Source organism: Burkholderia sp. BCC0397 (genome assembly GCF_902832865.1).
GTDB lineage: Bacteria > Pseudomonadota > Gammaproteobacteria > Burkholderiales > Burkholderiaceae > Burkholderia.
Genome location: NZ_CADFDL010000001.1, coordinates 381,945 through 399,141, shown reverse-complemented (window position 1 = coordinate 399,141; position 17,197 = coordinate 381,945). Strand labels below are relative to the sequence as shown.

At 68.7% G+C, this 17,197-nt stretch carries 18 protein-coding genes; 10 read left to right on the top strand and 8 right to left on the bottom strand.

What is annotated here, in order from left to right:
* From HWX03_RS01880 to HWX03_RS01865, 4 genes are all read left to right on the top strand, one after another.
* The gene (locus HWX03_RS01880; RefSeq protein WP_175870042.1) at positions 1-924 is read left to right on the top strand and encodes a DMT family transporter; all 924 of its coding nucleotides are present in this window, start codon (positions 1-3) and stop codon (positions 922-924) included.
* 67 nt (positions 925-991) lie between these two features.
* Positions 992-1,771, top strand: coding sequence for a HAMP domain-containing sensor histidine kinase (locus tag HWX03_RS01875; protein WP_175870041.1), 780 nt, complete (start codon positions 992-994; stop codon positions 1,769-1,771).
* Between the two features lie 76 nt (positions 1,772-1,847).
* A complete protein-coding gene (locus tag HWX03_RS01870) occupies positions 1,848-3,191 on the top strand; it encodes a hemolysin family protein (RefSeq protein ID WP_175870040.1) in 1,344 nt (447 codons plus the stop codon).
* 22 nt (positions 3,192-3,213) lie between these two features.
* Complete coding sequence (locus HWX03_RS01865; protein ID WP_174433287.1) at positions 3,214-3,798, top strand: thiamine phosphate synthase; 585 nt, start codon at positions 3,214-3,216, stop codon at positions 3,796-3,798.
* 69 nt (positions 3,799-3,867) lie between these two features.
* Here HWX03_RS01865 and HWX03_RS01860 read toward each other — a convergent pair whose 3' ends face one another.
* Positions 3,868-5,520: a DUF3459 domain-containing protein gene (locus tag HWX03_RS01860; RefSeq protein ID WP_175870500.1), complete on the bottom strand. Its 1,653-nt coding sequence runs from the start codon at positions 5,518-5,520 to the stop codon at positions 3,868-3,870.
* 319 nt (positions 5,521-5,839) lie between these two features.
* Here HWX03_RS01860 and HWX03_RS01855 point away from each other — a divergent pair, with 319 nt between their 5' ends.
* The gene (locus tag HWX03_RS01855; protein WP_175819129.1) at positions 5,840-6,547 is read left to right on the top strand and encodes a class I SAM-dependent methyltransferase; all 708 of its coding nucleotides are present in this window, start codon (positions 5,840-5,842) and stop codon (positions 6,545-6,547) included.
* Positions 6,548-6,592: 45 nt separating this feature from the next.
* Here HWX03_RS01855 and HWX03_RS01850 read toward each other — a convergent pair whose 3' ends face one another.
* Positions 6,593-7,246, bottom strand: coding sequence for a DUF1345 domain-containing protein (locus HWX03_RS01850; protein ID WP_175870039.1), 654 nt, complete (start codon positions 7,244-7,246; stop codon positions 6,593-6,595).
* 133 nt (positions 7,247-7,379) lie between these two features.
* Here HWX03_RS01850 and HWX03_RS01845 point away from each other — a divergent pair, with 133 nt between their 5' ends.
* Positions 7,380-8,111, top strand: a complete 732-nt coding sequence (locus tag HWX03_RS01845; protein WP_175870038.1) for a metallophosphoesterase — start codon at positions 7,380-7,382, stop codon at positions 8,109-8,111.
* A gap of 60 nt (positions 8,112-8,171) precedes the next feature.
* Here the strand turns inward: HWX03_RS01845 and HWX03_RS01840 are convergent, their stop codons facing one another.
* Both HWX03_RS01840 and HWX03_RS01835 read right to left on the bottom strand, forming a co-directional pair.
* The gene (locus tag HWX03_RS01840; protein WP_175870037.1) at positions 8,172-8,873 is read right to left on the bottom strand and encodes an RES family NAD+ phosphorylase; all 702 of its coding nucleotides are present in this window, start codon (positions 8,871-8,873) and stop codon (positions 8,172-8,174) included.
* The gene (locus HWX03_RS01835; protein WP_175819125.1) at positions 8,870-9,289 is read right to left on the bottom strand and encodes an MbcA/ParS/Xre antitoxin family protein; all 420 of its coding nucleotides are present in this window, start codon (positions 9,287-9,289) and stop codon (positions 8,870-8,872) included. The genes HWX03_RS01840 and HWX03_RS01835 overlap by 4 nt, the downstream gene beginning before the upstream one ends.
* A gap of 235 nt (positions 9,290-9,524) precedes the next feature.
* Here HWX03_RS01835 and HWX03_RS01830 point away from each other — a divergent pair, with 235 nt between their 5' ends.
* Positions 9,525-10,307 carry an ABC transporter substrate-binding protein gene (locus HWX03_RS01830; protein ID WP_050017967.1) on the top strand — a complete coding sequence of 261 codons (783 nt, stop codon included), beginning with the start codon at positions 9,525-9,527 and terminating at the stop codon, positions 10,305-10,307.
* A gap of 227 nt (positions 10,308-10,534) precedes the next feature.
* Here the strand turns inward: HWX03_RS01830 and HWX03_RS01825 are convergent, their stop codons facing one another.
* The gene (locus HWX03_RS01825) at positions 10,535-10,783 is read right to left on the bottom strand and encodes a hypothetical protein (protein WP_175870036.1); all 249 of its coding nucleotides are present in this window, start codon (positions 10,781-10,783) and stop codon (positions 10,535-10,537) included.
* A gap of 602 nt (positions 10,784-11,385) precedes the next feature.
* Between HWX03_RS01825 and HWX03_RS01820 the strand changes: the two genes are divergently transcribed.
* Complete coding sequence (locus HWX03_RS01820) at positions 11,386-11,772, top strand: GtrA family protein (RefSeq protein WP_175870035.1); 387 nt, start codon at positions 11,386-11,388, stop codon at positions 11,770-11,772.
* Positions 11,773-11,789: 17 nt separating this feature from the next.
* Here HWX03_RS01820 and HWX03_RS01815 read toward each other — a convergent pair whose 3' ends face one another.
* Positions 11,790-13,253 carry a sigma-54 dependent transcriptional regulator gene (locus tag HWX03_RS01815; RefSeq protein WP_175820657.1) on the bottom strand — a complete coding sequence of 488 codons (1,464 nt, stop codon included), beginning with the start codon at positions 13,251-13,253 and terminating at the stop codon, positions 11,790-11,792.
* 443 nt (positions 13,254-13,696) lie between these two features.
* Positions 13,697-14,614, bottom strand: a complete 918-nt coding sequence (locus HWX03_RS01810; RefSeq protein WP_175819122.1) for a metal-dependent hydrolase — start codon at positions 14,612-14,614, stop codon at positions 13,697-13,699.
* Between the two features lie 583 nt (positions 14,615-15,197).
* Here HWX03_RS01810 and HWX03_RS01805 point away from each other — a divergent pair.
* On the top strand, positions 15,198-15,539 hold the full coding sequence (locus HWX03_RS01805) for an FKBP-type peptidyl-prolyl cis-trans isomerase (RefSeq protein WP_006479474.1): 342 nt from the start codon (positions 15,198-15,200) through the stop codon (positions 15,537-15,539).
* A 25-nt stretch (positions 15,540-15,564) separates the two neighbouring features.
* Entirely contained in the window at positions 15,565-16,338 is a 774-nt protein-coding gene (locus tag HWX03_RS01800) for an AraC family transcriptional regulator (RefSeq protein WP_174433277.1), read from the top strand.
* A gap of 265 nt (positions 16,339-16,603) precedes the next feature.
* Here the strand turns inward: HWX03_RS01800 and HWX03_RS01790 are convergent, their stop codons facing one another.
* A complete protein-coding gene (locus HWX03_RS01790) occupies positions 16,604-17,074 on the bottom strand; it encodes a helix-turn-helix domain-containing protein (protein ID WP_175870034.1) in 471 nt (156 codons plus the stop codon).
* Between the last annotated feature and the right edge of the window lie 123 nt (positions 17,075-17,197).

The window sequence follows — 17,197 nt, the reverse complement described above, 5'->3', positions numbered from 1 at the left end:
ATGAAGCCCGACGCCCGCAAGCACCTCCGCGCCAACCTGCTGATGCTCGCGGCCGCCGCGATCTGGGGCTCCGCTTTCGTCGCGCAACGCCTGAGCCTCGACGTGATCGGGCCGTTCCTGTTCACCGGGCTGCGCTTCCTGCTCGGCGCGCTCGTGCTGGTGCCGCTGCTGATGCTGAATCCGGCGTCGCGCGCGCAGCTCGCGGCCATCCGGCGCAAACCGGCGCTGCTGCTGCCGGGCCTCGCGCTCGGCGGGCTGCTCGCCGTATCGATCTCGCTGCAGCAGTTCGGCCTGCAATACACGCGGGTCGCGAACGCCGGCTTCATCAGCTCGCTGTACGTCGTGATCGTGCCGCTGATGGGCGTGTTCGCGCGCCACCGGATCGGCGCGGGCACGTGGTTCGGCGCATTGCTGGCCGCGATCGGCCTGTATTTCCTCAGCATCGACGAGCACTTCTCGGTGCTCTACGGCGACTGGTTCCAGCTCGCGGGCGCTGTCATCATCGCCGCGCACGTGATGGCGGTCGGCCATCTCGCGAAACGCCACGATCCGCTCGTGCTCGCGTTCCTGCAGTTTCTCGTGTGCGGCGTCGCGTGTCTCGCGGTCGGCCTGGCGGTCGAACCGGTCAGCGTCGCGATGCTGCGCAGCGCGCTGCCGACGCTGCTGTACGGCGGGCTGCTGTCGGTCGGGGTCGGCTATACGCTGCAGGTCGTCGCGCAACGCGACGCGGCGCCCGCGCACGCGGCCGTGATCTTCAGCATGGAAGGCGTGTTCGCGGCAATCGCCGGCTGGGCCGCGCTCGGCGAAACGCTGACGCTGCGCGCGCTCGTCGGCTGCGCGCTGATGCTGGCCGGCCTGCTCGCGTGCCAGTTGCTGCCGAACGGCGACGCACGGAAAAAGGACGAGGACGCGCTGCCGGCGTGACACCCACCGTCCCTATAATGGCGATTCGCGTGACTTCCACGCCAACCGCTTCCGACAGGCCCGCTCCGTGACGTCCATTTCCGCCGATCCCGCCGCCGACCTGCTGCGCGAACGCGCAGCGCACTACGCCGCCCAGGCGGCGCTGTTCCTGCGCGACCAGGCGCTCTCCACCGCGTCGCACGACCTGCGCAGCCCGCTGAATGCGATGCACAGCTGGGCCTACGTGCTCGAGCGCCAGCTCGCCAATGCCGATCCGAACCTGCAGCGCGCGCTCGCGGGCATCCGCACGGGCATCGACCAGCAGGTCGCGCTGATCGATGGCGTGCTCGACGCGCCGCGCGCGGAAACGCGCACGCTCGCGCTCGCGCCGCGGCCGTTCGCGCTGCGCGCGCTGCTCGACGACACGATCGCGCTCGTGCGGTTCGCGCTCGCCGACGCACGGCAGGTCGCGCTCGACACGACGCTGCCGGACGGCGAGCCGTCGCTCACCGTCGATCGCGAACGCGTCGCGCAGGCGCTCTGGACCCTGCTGACGGCGGCCGTCGAGGCCAGCGCCGCCGGCAGCCGCGTCGCGTTCGCATGCACGCGCGACGGCGCGCAGTTCACCGCGCGCGCCACCTGCACCGTGAACGCCGGCGTGCTCGTCGATCCCGCGCAGCCGCACATGTTCGAATCGTTCGCCCGGCGCGAGATGCTGCGCGAGCGCGACGCGAAACGCAGCGCTTGGACGCTCGCGCTGTGCCAGCGCGTCGCACTCGCGCACGGCGGCACGTTCGCGCACGACGTGTTCGCCGACGGCGCGCCCGCCACCCTCACGTTCTCGATTCCCTGCGAGGCGCCGGTGTAAGCGATCGGCCGTCCGACACATTACAAATTACTTTCTGGCCCTATACTGATGGGCCTGTCATAACCGGAGTGATTCTTTGTTACAGATCTTCGCGCTCATCGGCGCGTTGTTCCTGGTGGCCCTGAACGGGTTCTTCGTTGCGGCCGAATTCGGCCTCGTCAAACTCCGCGCGACGCGCGTCAAGACCCTCGCCCGCAAGCACGGCCTGCGCGGGCGCATCCTCAGCCTCGTGCACGGCCGGCTCGACGCGTATCTTTCCGCGTGCCAGCTCGGCATCACGCTCGCGTCGCTCGGCCTCGGCTGGGTCGGCGAACCGGCATTCGCGCAACTGATCGGCCCGCTGCTCGACCTGATCGGCGTCCACTCCGAACGCGTCGTGCACCTGATCTCGCTCGTGTTCGCGTTCTCGCTGATCTCGTTCCTGCACATCGTCGTCGGCGAACTGGCGCCGAAATCGATGGCGATCCGCCAGTCGGAGAAGGTCGGCCTGTGGGTCGCGCTGCCGCTCTACGCGTTCTACTGGGCGATGTATCCGGCGATCTGGGTGCTCAACAACAGCGCGAACGCGGTGCTGCGGCTCGCGGGGCTGTCGGCCGACCATGGCGGCGATGCGCACTACTCGACCGACGAACTGAAGCTGATCCTGCGCAGCCGCCGCAGCGCGGCCGGCAATGCGGCACAGCCGGCGCGCGGCACGTACAGCAACGACGAGTGGAACACGCTTGCACATTCGCTCGATTTTTCGTCGATGACCGTGTCGGACCTGATGCGGCCGGCCCATGAAATGATCGGCCTGCGGCGCGACCTGCCGCTGCCCGACAACATGGAGATCGTCGCGCGGCACCGCTTCAGCCGCTATCCGCTGTTCGAGGATGCGTCGCGCGAACAGGTGAGCGGGCTGATCCACCTGAAGGACCTGCTGCTCGCGCGTCACGCGGGCGCCGCGCTCGAGGATCTCTCCGACTACGTGCGCCCGGTCCAGTACGTGAAGCCCGACACGCCGGCGCTGGAGCTGTTCCGCCGCTTCCGCAAGGGCGCCCCGCACTTCGCGCTGGTCGGCAACAAGGGCGAGAAGCCGATCGGCTTCCTGACGCTCGACAACCTGCTCGGCGCGCTGGTCGGCCAGATCCACGACGAGTTCCGCCAGGGCGATGCCGACTGGAGCCGCCTCGACGACGGCACGCTGATGGGCAAGGGCAGCCTGCCCGTCGTGTCGCTCGAACAGGCGCTCGGCATCGACATCGACGAAGGCCGCGCGGAATCGGTCGGCGGCCTCGTGATCCAGGCGCTCAGCGACCTGCCGACCGAAGGGCAGCGCGTGTCGTTCGACCGCTTCGACGTCGTCGTGAAGAAGATGAACGGGCCGCGTATCGTGCTCGTGCGCGTCTATCCGAAGATCGTGAAAGAGGCCGACGAATGACGGCCGCGCGTCGCATCGCGCGATGAACGCGCCGCTGCCGCGCTGCTGCGTGATCACGCCGGAACCGGCATCCGCGTCGGCGGCCGATCGGGCCGCGTTTCTCGACCGGCTGTCGGCCGTGCTCGCGCGCGGCGAAACGCTCGTGCAACTGCGCGTGAAATCGCTCGACGCGGCCGCGTTCGCGTCACTGGCCGCCGCGGCGCTCGCGCGCTGCGACGCAGCCGGCGCGCACCTGATGCTGAACGGCCCGATCGATGCAGCCGGCGTGATGCGGCTCGACGGCGCCGGCTGGCATCTCGACGGCACTGCGTTGCGCGCCGTCGCGCAACGGCCGCTGCCGGCCGGACGCTGGGTGTCCGCCGCGTGCCACTCGCACGACGACCTGCTGCTGGCCGCGCGTGCGGGCGCGGATTTCGTCACGCTGTCGCCGGTACTGCCGACGCTCAGCCACCCCGGCGCGCCGACGCTCGGCTGGGCGCAATTCGACACGCTGGCCGCACAGGCCGCGATGCCCGTGTTCGCGCTCGGCGGCATGACGCGCGCACACCTCGACGACGCACGCCATCACGGCGCGTACGGCATCGCGGGCATTCGCGGGTTCTGGTAATTCGGTGCCTTCCGGCAGCGCTGCCGGGCACGACCGCGCCCGGCTCCGGCGCTTCACGCGTTCATCGCCTCATGCGTTCAGGTTCGGACGCATCCCGCGCCACGACCCGTCGTCGATGCGACGCACGTCGTGCGTCAGCGCGTAGCGATTGACGTCGCCCGTCAGCCACGCGACGAGCGAATACGGCGGCAACTCCCCTTCATCGACCCGGTCGCGCGCGCGCGCCGGCGTCTCGAATACCACCTGTCCTCGCGGTGCGTCGAACGGCACCGCATCGGGCGACAGGTTCAACGCGATCGTCAACGTCTCGTCGTCGGCGAGCCACCATGATGCGCACAGCGCGTCGGCATCGCCGTCGCCGTCCGCCTTCAGCGCATGGGCTTCCTGCGGCCGGCAATCGGACAGCCGCGGCGCGATCAGCTTCGCGCGCACCGCGAGCGCCGACTGCACGAAATGCGCACGGTCGATGTCGCGCGCGGTTTCGTCGAAGATCAGCGGGATCTGCGGCGTGAGCAGCGACAGCGCAAGCCCGGCCAGGCCGGCCGCCTGCTCGTGATCGCTTTGGCCGCTGTCGCGCCATGCGCCATCGGACAGCACGAGCGACGTCAGCGACAGGCCGCCTTCGGCGGCCATCCCTTCCGCCGGCGCGGTCGACTGGTACGCCGCGCCGGCCGCGGTCAGCGCGCGGGCGAGCGTGTGAATCGACTGGTGCGCGGAAATACCTTCATGAGCCGACGTGTCGCGCCCCGTGAGCCGGTGCAGCGCGCGTTCGCCGCAGCCGTTCCACTGCGCATCGAAATGGGTATCGGCGAGATGCGCCGGATGCCGCTCGCTGCCGAGCACGAGGTGGATCAGCCGGTCGGCCGGCACGGCGGCGCGCACGCGATCCGCAATCTCGCGCAGCCACGACACGCCGATCCGGTCGGCTTCGCGCAGGCGCAGCCCGTCGCAGCGGTATTCGTCGATCCAGTACAGCGCGTTGTCGCAGAAGAAATCGCAGACTTCCGGATGATCGAGCGCGAGCGGCGCGGCCTGCAGCGGATCGTCGCGCGTATGGAAGAACGGCCCTGCATAGTGGCGCAGCGCATCGGTGCCGCTGCCGAAGCGCGCGTAGTCGAGTTCCAGCAGCACCGCGAGACCGTAGCCGTGCGCGCCGTCGATCAGCGCCTTCAGCGCGTCGGGGCCGCCTTCGGCCGCGAGCGGCGCGAACGGCAGGCTGTCGTGCGGCGACGCGAGCAGCTCCAGCGCGGTCACGCCGAGGCGCGCGAGCTGCGGCAGGCGGCGGCGCACGGCGTCGAAGCCGCCCACCGCGTGCGGGCGGATCGCATAGAGCGCGATGTCTTCCCACGCGCGCCCGTGCCAGAAGGTATTGCGCCAAGTGAACGCGCGCGGATCGACGACCTCGCTCGGGCCATTGAGCCCCTCGGGTTGCGAGCGCGACGCGGGATCGGGAATCGACACGGTATCGTCGAGACGATAGCGGTAACGCGCGCCCGCGCCGCAGTCGACGAAGACTTCGAACCAGTTCGGGCCGGCGCTCGCCATCGGCACGAGCGTCGGGCCGTAGCCGGTATCGAGTTCGAGCTGGACGTGTGTGCTGCCGGGCGCCCACACGCGGAAATGCGTGCGCGGTGTCGTGCAGAGCGCGCCGCAGGGCTGCGCGCCAAACGGCAAACAATGGATGTAGTGCTGCGCGTACGGATCGTGCGGACAATCGGACATCATGCGCTCCTCGTGCGTACCGAGCGGCATGGCCGCGCCGATGGCGCAGCGCATCGGGGCCCGGCATGCGAAGGCCAGGCGGGGGGAGAGGAACGAGTATGCGCCGGATTCGCCACCGCGATGCATCGTGATCAGACATTTTTAAATGCGAATCGACCCCGGCAAACCGGCCCTGGAAACCGGGGATCGGCACGCGCCGCCGAGTCGGGTAGTTGGCATACCGGAATGATCGCTCGCCTTGTTGTGCCGGCCGCGCGCCCCTACGCTCTGCGTCATGCTCGCGGACACCTCGTCCGCTCCCGACCCGAGGAACCCCGCCATGTCGCTTCCCGCCAGCGCCGCGAAATTCGATCCGTCACGCGCCCACGAATACGCCGAGCAATCGCGCATCGCGCTCGCCGGCTACGATGCCTGCCACGAACTCGCCGCATGCATGCTCGCGTCGGCGATCGGTGCGGCCGATGCCCGAATGCTCGTCGCGGGCGCGGGCGGCACGGGACAGGAAATCTGCGTCGCGGCCGGGCTCGAACCGGGTTGGCGATTCACGGCCGTCGACCCGTCCGCGCCGATGCTCGCGCTCGCGCGCTCGAACGTCGAAGCCGCGGGTTTCGGCGCGCGTACGACGTTCGTCGAGGCGGGCGTCGACGCGTTGCCCGACGCGCCCGCGTTCGACGGCGCGACGCTGATCGGCGTGCTGCATCACGTGCCGGGCGACGACGCGAAAGCCGCGCTGCTGCACGCGATCGCGCGGCGCCTGAAGCCCGGCGCGCCGCTCGTGCTCGCCGGCAACCATCGCCGCTACGCGGACCACCCGCGCCTGCTCGACGCCTGGCAGCAGCGCTGGCGCATGAAGGGCGCCACGCCCGACGCCGTGCGCGCGCAACTCGCGAAGATCCTGCAGGGCGCCGATCCGCCCGCGTCCGAGGAAGCCGTGTTCGCGCTGCTGCACGACGCGGGCTTCGATGCGCCGCTGCGCTTTTTCGGGAGCCTGTTCTGGGGTGCGTGGATCGCGGTGCGGCGCGCATGACGACACGTACTGGCTCCAGGACCTGACCTGCTCAAGTAACCGGCATCAGTTCAGCAACCCCGCCGCGACGTTGATCGACAAGCCGAGCACGGCCATGTTGAAGTAGAACGACAGGACCGACTGCGCGAGCACCGCGCGCCGCGCGGAGCGGTTCGCGAGCGACACGTCGGCCGTCTGCGACGCGACCGCGAGCGTGAACGCGAAATACAGGAAATCCCAGTAATCGGGCTCCGGGTTCCGGTCCGGGAAACGGAGCGCGCGATCGCTGGTCGGCGAGCCGTAATAGAGCCGCGCATAGTGCAGCGTGAAGATCGTCGGAATCAGGAACCATGCGCCGAACAGCGTCGCGCCCGTGATCGCGTAGTGGCTGAGCCCCGCGCTGAAGCCGACGCTCTTCGCGGTCGCGAGTTCGATCGCGATCGCCGCCACGCTCGCGACGGTCGCGAGGCACACGACGGTCAGCACGGTCGTCGCGTTTTCGTCCTCGCGGATCGCGACTTCGCGCACCTTGTGATGATGCGCGGTGACCATGCGCACCCACATCAGCACCAGATACAGCCAGACCGTGCAATCCCAGCCGATCAGCGCCCGCGCGGTCGGGCGCAGCGGAAACGGCAGCAGCACCGCGCACAGCACGCCGGCGACGAATGCCGCGACCATGCGCGGCCGGTTGCGTAATACCTGCGGATAAAACGTCATCGTGGGATTCCGAAAGCGGATGGAAAGGGTTCGGCCGGTGCGCGGGAGGGCCACTGCGCCGGCGGGTAACGCGCCCCGATTATCCCCATTCCATCGTGGCGTGGCGATGGGCGCGAGCGCCTAAGATAAGAGGATGACTGCCACCGCCCTGCTCTGCCGCCATCCCGAGAACACAGCCGGCCGCGACTTCGTCGTCGGCGACCTGCACGGCTGCGTCGACGTACTGCGCGCGCTGCTGCACGACGTCCGCTTCGATCCGGCCCGCGACCGGCTGTTCTCGGTCGGCGATCTCGTCGACCGCGGCCCGGCCTCCGACACCGCGCTCGACCTGCTCGACCGGCCGTGGTGCCACGTCGTGCGCGGCAATCACGAGGAAGTGCTGAGCCTCGTCGCGCGCGGCAAGCTGCCGCCCGACGCGTGGCGCGGGATCGGCGGCGACTGGGGCGCCGACCTGCCGCCGGACCGGCTGCGCGCACACGCGGCGCGCGTCGACGCGCTGCCGCTCGTGCGCGTGGTCGGCGACGGCCCGGCGCGCTTCAATGTGCTGCATGCGGAATTTTTCGGCTCGGACGCGGATCTCGATACCGGCAGCTATCCGCACGACGTGCGCGAGCGGCTGATGTGGGGCCGCGATCTCGTCCAGGGGCTCGCCGATCCGGCGCGGCAGGCCGGACTGTCGCTGACCTGCACCGGACACACGCCGGTGCGTGCGCCGCAGCGGATCGGCGCGCAATGGTTCATCGACACAGGCGCGTTCGCGCCGGCCGGCCGGCTCACACTCGCCGAGCCGCGCACCGGCCGCACATGGTCGATGACGCAGGCCGAAGCGCGCGAACGCCACGCGGGCGACTGGCCGTTGCCTTGACGCGCCGGCCGGCGCCCGCGCCGCGCAATGCAACGGGCCGCCGCGCCGGCCAAGCGAACGCTAGCCGACCTGATTCAGTTCGAACACCGCATCGACGGCCGAGCCGTTCCAGTTGTATTCGAGATAAGCCGCATGCTGGCAGTCGCGCAGCAGCGTCGTGCGGAACGCGGCCAGACACTCGCCGCGCGGGTCGCGCACCGACGGATAGACGATCCCCGCGCCGCCTGCATGGCGCACCGCACGGCCAAACGCCTGCCCCGCGCTGTAGTCGCCCGGATCCAGCAACGCAGGATCGCGCTGCGGCCACGTGCGCACGTCGGCGACGTCACCGTGCGCGAACACGGTGTAGAGCCGCATCTGCTGGCGCATCGGCGGCTCCTTCGTCGCGGCGAGAAACAGCCCGCTGTGATAGCGCGTTTCGGCGATCGCCGTGTCGCGCAAGCGCGTGCAGTAGAACACGCCGTAGCTGCCGTCCGAAAAGCGGCTGCCCAGCGGATTCAGGTGCGTGAACGCGGCCATGATCGGCCCCCAGCCCTGCCCGTAGCGGCGCTCGGCGGGCGGCACGAGGTCGAGCGTGCCGACTTCGTTGCGGATGCGATCGTTGGTCAGCGATTCGAGCGCGTACAGCGCGTCGAAATCGTCCGCCGATGCGACGCGGTCGAACAGGTTGATGGCCGGGAAACGGGTGGGAATCACGCGATAGGCGGGCGCCCAGTCGACGGTGGTGGTGGGCCACCGGGTAACTTCGATCGGTGTCGTCACGCCCAGCCGCCCCGCATCGCGTCGAGATATTGCCGCACGGCCACCAGATCGCCGACGTTGCCGGCCAGCATCCGGTCGAGCGCACGCTTGCCGCCGAACGGCGCCGCATCGTTGGGCCGCTTGACCCACGCATCGGCCGCGGCGGGTTGCGGCAGCAGGATCTGCAATCCCTTGTAGATACCGAGTAGCAGCGACAGCCGCTCGAGCGTATCGCGCGGCAGGCGCGCCGATTCCGGCGCGGCCTTCCACTTGAAGAACGTCGACCGGCCAGGCGACCCGAGCAGCACGATCTGCTCGTCGATCGTCAGTTCCCAGTCGCGCGCGATGTTGAAAAACGCACGCAGGCCGGCCGCCGACATCTGCGCGACCGAAGCGTGCGGCACAGCGGAATACGATTCGTAGGCAGGGTGTGACATGATCGTTAGTCTCGAAACGAATTTACTAACAAGATTAGTCCATTCTCGTATTTTTGCAAGGGTCGCACCCATCGATCGTGCACGCCCCTCCGACAAATCGATATTTTTTGTCCATTCTGGACTCTAATTTTATTTTCTGCGTTAATGGCCGTGCGGACACTGCGTCACGGCGCGAATCGTGTCCGTGGAGACCGTGTCGCACAGAAACCGGATGCACCCCGCCAAGGAACGCACCATGAAGAGACTGATTGCCGCTGTTTCGATCGCCCTGCTCGCGGTATCCGCAGGCCCCGCCGTCGCGAAGGACTGGACCACGATCCGCTTCGGCACCGACGCCAGCTACGCGCCGTTCGAGTCGAAGGCGCCCGACGGCAAGCTCGTCGGCTTCGACATCGACCTCGGCAACGAGATCTGCGCGCGCCTGAAGGCGAAATGCGTGTGGCTCGAGAACGATTTCGACGGGATGATTCCGGCGCTGAAGGCGAAGAAGTTCGACGCGGTGCTGTCGTCGATGTCGATCACGCCGCAGCGCGCGCAACAGATCGGCTTCACGACGAAGATCTACAACCAGCCGACGCGGCTCGTCGTGAAGAAGGGCTCGTCGCTGCTGCCGACCGCCGAATCGCTGAAGGGCAAATCGATCGGCGTCGAGCAGGGCACGACGCAGGAGACGTATGCGAAGGCGTACTGGGGCAAACAAGGCGCGAACGTCGTGTCGTACCAGAACCAGGACGGCGTGTATGCCGACCTGATCGCCGGCCGCCTCGATGCGGCGCTCCAGGATGAAGTGCAGGCCGCGATCGGGTTCCTGAAATCGCCGCGCGGCGCGAACTACACGTTCGTCGGGCCCGAACTCGTCGACGAAAAGGTGCTCGGCATCGGCGCCGGCATCGGCTTGCGCCAGGAGGACACCGACCTGAAGGCAAAGATCGACCGCGCGATCGCCGACATGGTCAAGGACGGCACCTACAAGCGGCTCGCGTCGAAGTACTTCGACTTCGACATCTACGGCGGTTGAAAAAACGGCGTCGCGCGCGTACGGATTGCTGCTTCCGCCGCGCGCGTCCGACCGCCCCTCCCCTTCAACCGGATGGCAACGGCATCGAGCGGTTCGCCGTTGCATCGAATGCTTGTCGTGTTGCGTCGCGCGAAGCCCGCGGCACGACGCTTCGATCATCGTTCGGATTACAAACCAACCGTTCGCGGCAACGATGGGCAACGCCAACGGCCGTCGTACTGCTCGAGTCAATAGGCGAAGATCGGGCGTCGCGGCACCGGCGCCCGTGTGCACATGCCCATGCGGACCGGGTTCGGGTGCAGAAAAGTGCCGACCCGGCGCGGATGACCGGCAACCAGCCGGATCCGCCTCGCACCGGGCGCGGAGAGATGGCCTGTCGAGGCATGCCGGTCGGCCGCAAGCGCGACGTTCGAGCGGCGATGCCCCGGATCACGGCGATCGCGGCCTGCGGACCGCGGCGTGTGACGATCGATCATTTTTCTACCCCGTTTGCTGTCTGATGTTTGTTCCGGCAACCGGACGATGCCGATGCCCCGGCGATCAGGCGACGACGCTCCGTGCTCGCCGTGACGCGGCTGCTGCACCGCGCTCGGCCGCCGCATCCCCGCGGACTGCATCCTGGCCGGTACTGAAGGCTTTCGCTGCCTGACCGGACGGACCTCGCGTCGTCGACTCTCGCACGCCCTTCTCCGCAAGGACCGGGCCAGCGCTGCGCGAGCCCGGCCGGACAAGGCGGTGACCGGGCCGGCTCGCGGCCGGAACGGGCGCGGCATGCCGGAAGTTACGAAACTGAAACATCGGGGCCGCGGCACGCGCCGGCCGTGTCACGGCGGGGCGTTGCGGAATAAGGCTGAACAATGAGCACGGAATTTTTACCGGCGGCGGGCTGGCCGATCGGCCCCGGTTCGCCGCGGAAATTCGCCCGGCCGCCGACGCGAAATGTTTCATGCGCTTTACATGCCGGCGGCGGCGATGCGCACCGCCCGTCGCGGCTGGACGCTGGGCGCGGCGGCCGAGCGCATGGCTATACTGCGACACCGCTTCACGCGACCTCACGCCGCCCGAGCGACCGCCCACGATGATCCGTACCTTCCATGCCGCCGAGCGCGCCAGGTTGATCCGCTTCGGCGTGACGGGCCTGGGCTCGACCGCGCTGCATGCGCTGATCGCCGCCGCGATGTTCGCGCTGTTCGACGCGACGCCCGTCGTCGCGAACGCAACCGCGTTCGTCTGCTCGACCGCGTTCTCGTATCTCGCCAACACGTTGTGGAGTTTTTCGTCGCCGATGACGTGGGGCAACTTCGTGCGCTTTCTCGCGGTTGCGACGGCCGGCCTGGCCGTGACGATGCTGCTTGCGCACGGCACCGACGCGCTCGGGCTTGCCCGCGCGTGGAGCGTCGTCGCGGTCGTGCTGTGCGTGCCGCCCGTCACGTTCGTGCTGCACCGGCTGTGGACCTATCGCTGAGCCGGTTCGCGCGCCGCTCAGCCGACCCGCTGATGCCCCGCGTCGTCCGACGGCGCGCCGTCGTGCCCGCCGTTGTTGTCGCGATCGTTCAGCCCGTGCTCGATCATCATCCGGTAGAGCGTCACGCGTGAAATGCCGAGTTCGGCGGCGGCCTTGTTGATCCGGTGGTCGTTGCGCAGCAGCGCGTTCTCGATTGCGGTGCGCTCGGCCAGCGCCCGCGCCTGTTCGAGCGTCACCGGTTCGGTTTCGCCGGGCGTGTCGAGCCCGAGATCGTGCGGCGTCAGCAGCCGGCTCTCGGCCATCACGATCGCGCGCCGCACGCGGTTGATCAGTTCGCGCACGTTGCCGGGCCACTCGTAGCGCCGCATCGCGTCGAGCGCGGCCGACGTGAAGCCGCTGATCTTGCGGCCGCTGTCGGCCTTGAATTTCTGCAGCACGTAGTGGGCAAGGATGTCGATGTCCTTGCCGCGTGCGCGCAGCGGCGGCTCGTGGATGCGCAGCACGCACAGCCGGTGATAGAGATCCGCGCGGAAGCGCCCGGCCTCCACCGCGCCGTCGAGATCGACGTGCGTGGCCGAGATGATCCGCACGTCGACCGCGATCGATTCCTGTCCGCCGAGCCGCTCGATCTTGCCTTCCTGCAGGAAGCGCAGCAGGCTCGCCTGGCTTTCGACCGGCATGTCGCCGATCTCGTCGAGAAACAGCGTGCCGCCGTTCGCCGATTCGATCCGGCCCGCGCGCCGCTGGTTCGCGCCGGTGAATGCACCGCGTTCATAGCCGAACAGCTCGGACTGCAGCAGGTGATGCGGAATCGCACCGCAATTGATCGCGACGAACGGCCCCTTGCCGCGGCTGGAGCGCTCGTGAATCGCGAGCGCCGTCAGTTCCTTGCCGGTGCCCGACTCGCCCGAGATGAACACGCTCGCGTCGGTCTTCGCGACCTTGCGGATCGTGCTGAACAGCTGCTGCATCGCCTCGCAGTTGCCGATCATCCCGTGTTCGCCGATCGACGCCGCATAGGCGGCGCCGTCGACGCGATCGAGCGCGGCCATCCCGCGCGCATGACCGAGCACGTGCGAAATCCATTCGTACGGCAGCGGCAGCGTCACGTAATCGAAACAATAGCTGCGAATCATTTCGCGCACGGCGGGGCCGATCGTGATGCCGGCCTGCGCGATGGAAATCCAGCCGATCGCCGGCTGGCTCAGACACATCTTCAGCGCGGGATAGTCGCGCGACGTGAACCCGGTGAAATCGACCAGCCCGGCAGCCACGCTCACGCCGGAGGTCATGTTCTGCGCGGCGCCGGCCGTCTTCGCGACCGCGATCTCCCAGCCGAGCCCCCGCAGTTGTGCCAGCAACGGCTCGTCGGGCGTGCGCATGATCGCGAACAGCTTGCGGCCGGCCTCGGGAGCGGTGACGGACACGTCCGTCATCTCGGGCGCCGCGTGCCCGTTTGCGTCGGGTGACCTTGCAACCATCGTTGTTCCCCGCTTGGCGTTGGTATCGCGCGCCGGCTCACCGCCGCGTCCGACGGACACGATCGAACCGACATATTGGCCGCATTTCCGTCCGAATAAAATCCCCCTGCGCATGAATCGCGCCGGAGGTCGACATCGTCATGAACGGTATATCGATGCGGCCGGCCTGCGGCTAGATGGGTATTATCCCGGTGGCGGGCGCCGCGGGCGACCGGACGGGACCGGCGCCGCGCGCGCAAAGCCACGCCGGTGCTGGCGCGCGGCGATTGCGTGCGACGCGGCGCACGCACGATCGGCGCGCCGGCGCATGCGCGCGCAACCGGTCGGCCGGGCATGCGGGCGCCCGCTCGACCGGTGCCGGTTAATTTTCGTCAATCGTCGGAAGAAGCCGATTGATGCACGAACGCAACATGCACGGCATCCCGCCGCGCGGCGGGGCCAGGTCAGCGGCCCGACGCGAGCGGCGCCGGTGCGTTCGCGCGGCCGCGGCCGGCCCGCGTGCCGCCATGTTCGCCGTAGGCGGCGGCCAGTGCGTCGACCCGCGCGAGATGGTGGTGATTGTCGTGATCCCACGGGTGGAAGCCCGGCCGGAAAAAGCTCAGCCATTCGCCGGCGATGCACGGGAACAGCCCGCGGCGCGGCCCGTACAGGAACGCGATCATCCGCAGCATGCCGCGCACGTGATGGCCGGCGCCGCGATCGCGCCACAGCAGCGTCGCATGCATCAGGAACACGGTCGGCCAGAACGTCAGCGTCGTCAGCAGATACACGCCGACGCGGATCAGGTAACGGCGCAGCCCCGGCTTCATCGCGGCATTCCACACGTCGAACGACACGGCCTTGTGCTCGGTTTCCTCCAGCGCGTGCCAGATCCACATCTGCCGGTAGCCTTCGACCGAACCGTCGAGGCGCGTCGGGTCGCGCAGCAGCCAGTCGGCGAGCATCGCCGTGTAGTGCTCGGCCGCCACCGTGTGCGCGAGCTGCACCGAATGCGGCAGCTTGCGCTTCATGTAGCCGAGCACCGCCCACACGCGCCGGTCGAGCTTGCGCGCGGGCAGCCGGTTCGCCTGCATCAGCTCGTTGTATTCGACGTGCTCGCGCGTGTGCATCGCCTCCTGGCCAATGAAGCCCAGCACCTGCTGCTTCAGCACGGGATCGTCGATCCGGTCGCGGTAGTGGCGCACCGAATCCATGAAGAAGCGCTCGCCGGCCGGAAACAGCAGCGACAGCGCGTTGAAGAAATGGGTCACATGCGACCCGAGGCCATGCCAGTCCTTCGCGCGTTCGACCGGCAGGTCGAAGCGCAGGTCGCGGCGCACCGGCATGATCCCGGCTGCGGTGGCGGAAGCGGCTGACTTCATGTTCATCGTTCTCCTGTTGCGGAGCGGCCCGGCGCATCGTCCGACGCGGCCGGCGCAAGCCCGGGCGACGCGTCGCGCGCCGCCAAAATCCTGACATCGACAGATGTAAAGATAGGCCGCGCGCGCCGACGCACGCAAGCCGCGCGGTAGATGCGCGCTTCCAAACAGGGCACGGTCGGAAAGGCGGAAAAAACGGCGTTCCCAAGGCGCCCGGACGAATTGCGATTCGAACGCGCGGGCGCGTGGACGGGCGGGATATCGGGTGCGGCGCAGCGCCCTGCTATCGGCCCGCAAGCCTCATGCGGCAGGCCTTTCGCCGCATCCGGCAACGGTCGCTCAACATGCGGCAATTCGTGCCGGTTGCGTCGATTCATACGCGTAGCGCACTGCCGTGGTGCAGCCTCGGCCCCGCGGCTCGCGAAAAATTCAAACGCGCGTTCCAATTGCGTTTCGGCCGATCCTGCGCGCAGCGCCCCGCCACGCTTGCCGACACGCGTACGGCAGCGCGAAATCCACACGCGCCGGCCCGCTGCGCGCTCGCCTACAATAGCGGTTTTACGCAACCTCTCTTTCAGGAGAAATCATGTCCGTCATCACGACCGAATCGGGCCTCAAGTACGAAGACCTGACCGAAGGCACCGGCGCGGAAGCGCAAGCCGGCAAGACCGTCAGCGTCCACTACACGGGCTGGCTGACCGACGGTCAGAAATTCGATTCGAGCAAGGATCGCAACGACCCGTTCGCGTTCGTACTCGGCGGCGGCATGGTCATCAAGGGCTGGGACGAAGGCGTGCAGGGCATGAAGGTCGGCGGCGTGCGTCGCCTGACGATCCCGCCGCAACTCGGCTACGGCCCGCGCGGCGCAGGCGGCGTGATTCCGCCGAATGCGACGCTCGTGTTCGAAGTCGAACTGCTCGACGTCTGACCGCGCCTCCGGCCGGTTCCTTCCGATGGAACGCATCGCCTCCCCCGCCATCGCGCTGCGCCGCTACGACACGTGCGAAGCGTCGGACGTGCACGACTTCCACCAGGTCGTGCTCGGCGTCGATGGCGCGATGGTGATGGCGGTGGACGGAATCGGCCGGCGCATCGACCGGCACGCGGCCTGGCTGATTCCGGCCGGCGCGCGCCACGACTACGCGGGCCTCGGCGACAATCGCCAGCTCGTGATCGACCTGCCCGCCGCGTCGCTCGCGGTACCGCAGCGGCTGTTCGACCATGCCCGCGCCGTGTCGATCGACCCGGCGCTCACGTCGCTCGTCGCGCAGGTCGCGGCGGCGGCCGTGCAACACGATGCGCCTGCCGGCGACGCACGGCAGGCTGCCGCGCACCGTTTCCAGTGGCAGGCCGCCGCGCGCCTGTGCGACGCGCTGCTCGACGATGCAGGCATCGCCGCGCCCGCGTCGGGCCTCGATTTCGCGCGCATCGACCGCTGGCTGCGCGCGCGGCTCGCCGACCCGCTGCGCATCGCCGATCTCGCTGCGCACTGCGGCTACGGGATGCGCCGATTTCATCAATTGTTCGTCGATGCGTTCGGCGAAACACCGCATCGCTACCTGCAGCGGCTGCGGCTCGACGCAGCGGTCGTGCTGCTCGCCGACGGCCGCCATTCGCTCGTCGATATCGCGGGCAGCGTCGGCTTCGCGGATCAAAGCACGTTCACGCATGCGTTCACGAAGCGCTTCGGCGTGGCACCCGGACGCTGGCGCGGCGAACGGCATTGAACGGCCAAGCGGCGCCGGTTTTCCCGCGATAACGGATGCGGCGCTCGCTCGCGCCGTGGCGTCACGGACGGACGAGCTTCGACAGCCGCTGTCCGTCCCGCGTGAAGCCGTGCCGCGCGTAAAAGCGGTGCGCATCGAGCCGATGGTCGCCGCTCGTCACCTCCAGTTTCACGCACCCCGCTGTCTCGACTCGCGTAGCCGGCCGGGTCGCGCTCGTGCTTCCGCGCCGAATGCCCTTCGACGGCTCAACCATCACACATGACGCTCACCGTCGTGCCGCGCCGGCCTCGTCGTCGATCTTCCTGACGACCGTGTCGGCCGCCTTCACGGGCCGGCCGTCGTCGTGCCGCAGCGCGAGCTTGCGAATCGCACGCCCGGTGCCGCGATCGACCAGCACCGAATGTGGCTCGCCGCGCGCGAACAGGTGGGCCTCACCCCACTGCCGCAGCATCACGATGACCGGAAACAGCCCCTCGCCCTTTTTGGTCAGCACGTACTCCTGATACGCGGTGCCGTCGGACGCCGGCACGACGTCGAATACGCCCGCGTCCACCAGCATCTTCAGCCGGTCCGACAGGATGTTGCTCGCGACGCCGAGGCTCGCGCGGAAATCGCCGAAGCGGCGCACGCCGTCGAACGCATCGCGCACGATCAGCAGCGCCCAGCGATCGCCGACGATATCGGTCGCGCGCGCCACCGGGCACGGCGAATCCGCAAGACTTTTCTGCCTGGCCATCTTCCTCTCCGCAATCGTGCCGGCCGCCTTCGGGCATGCCGGCCATCCGTGCACGGGCTCCTGGCCCGTCACCCAACATGTTGCATTTTAAAACCAGTTTCCCTACACTCCAAACCAGTTTCA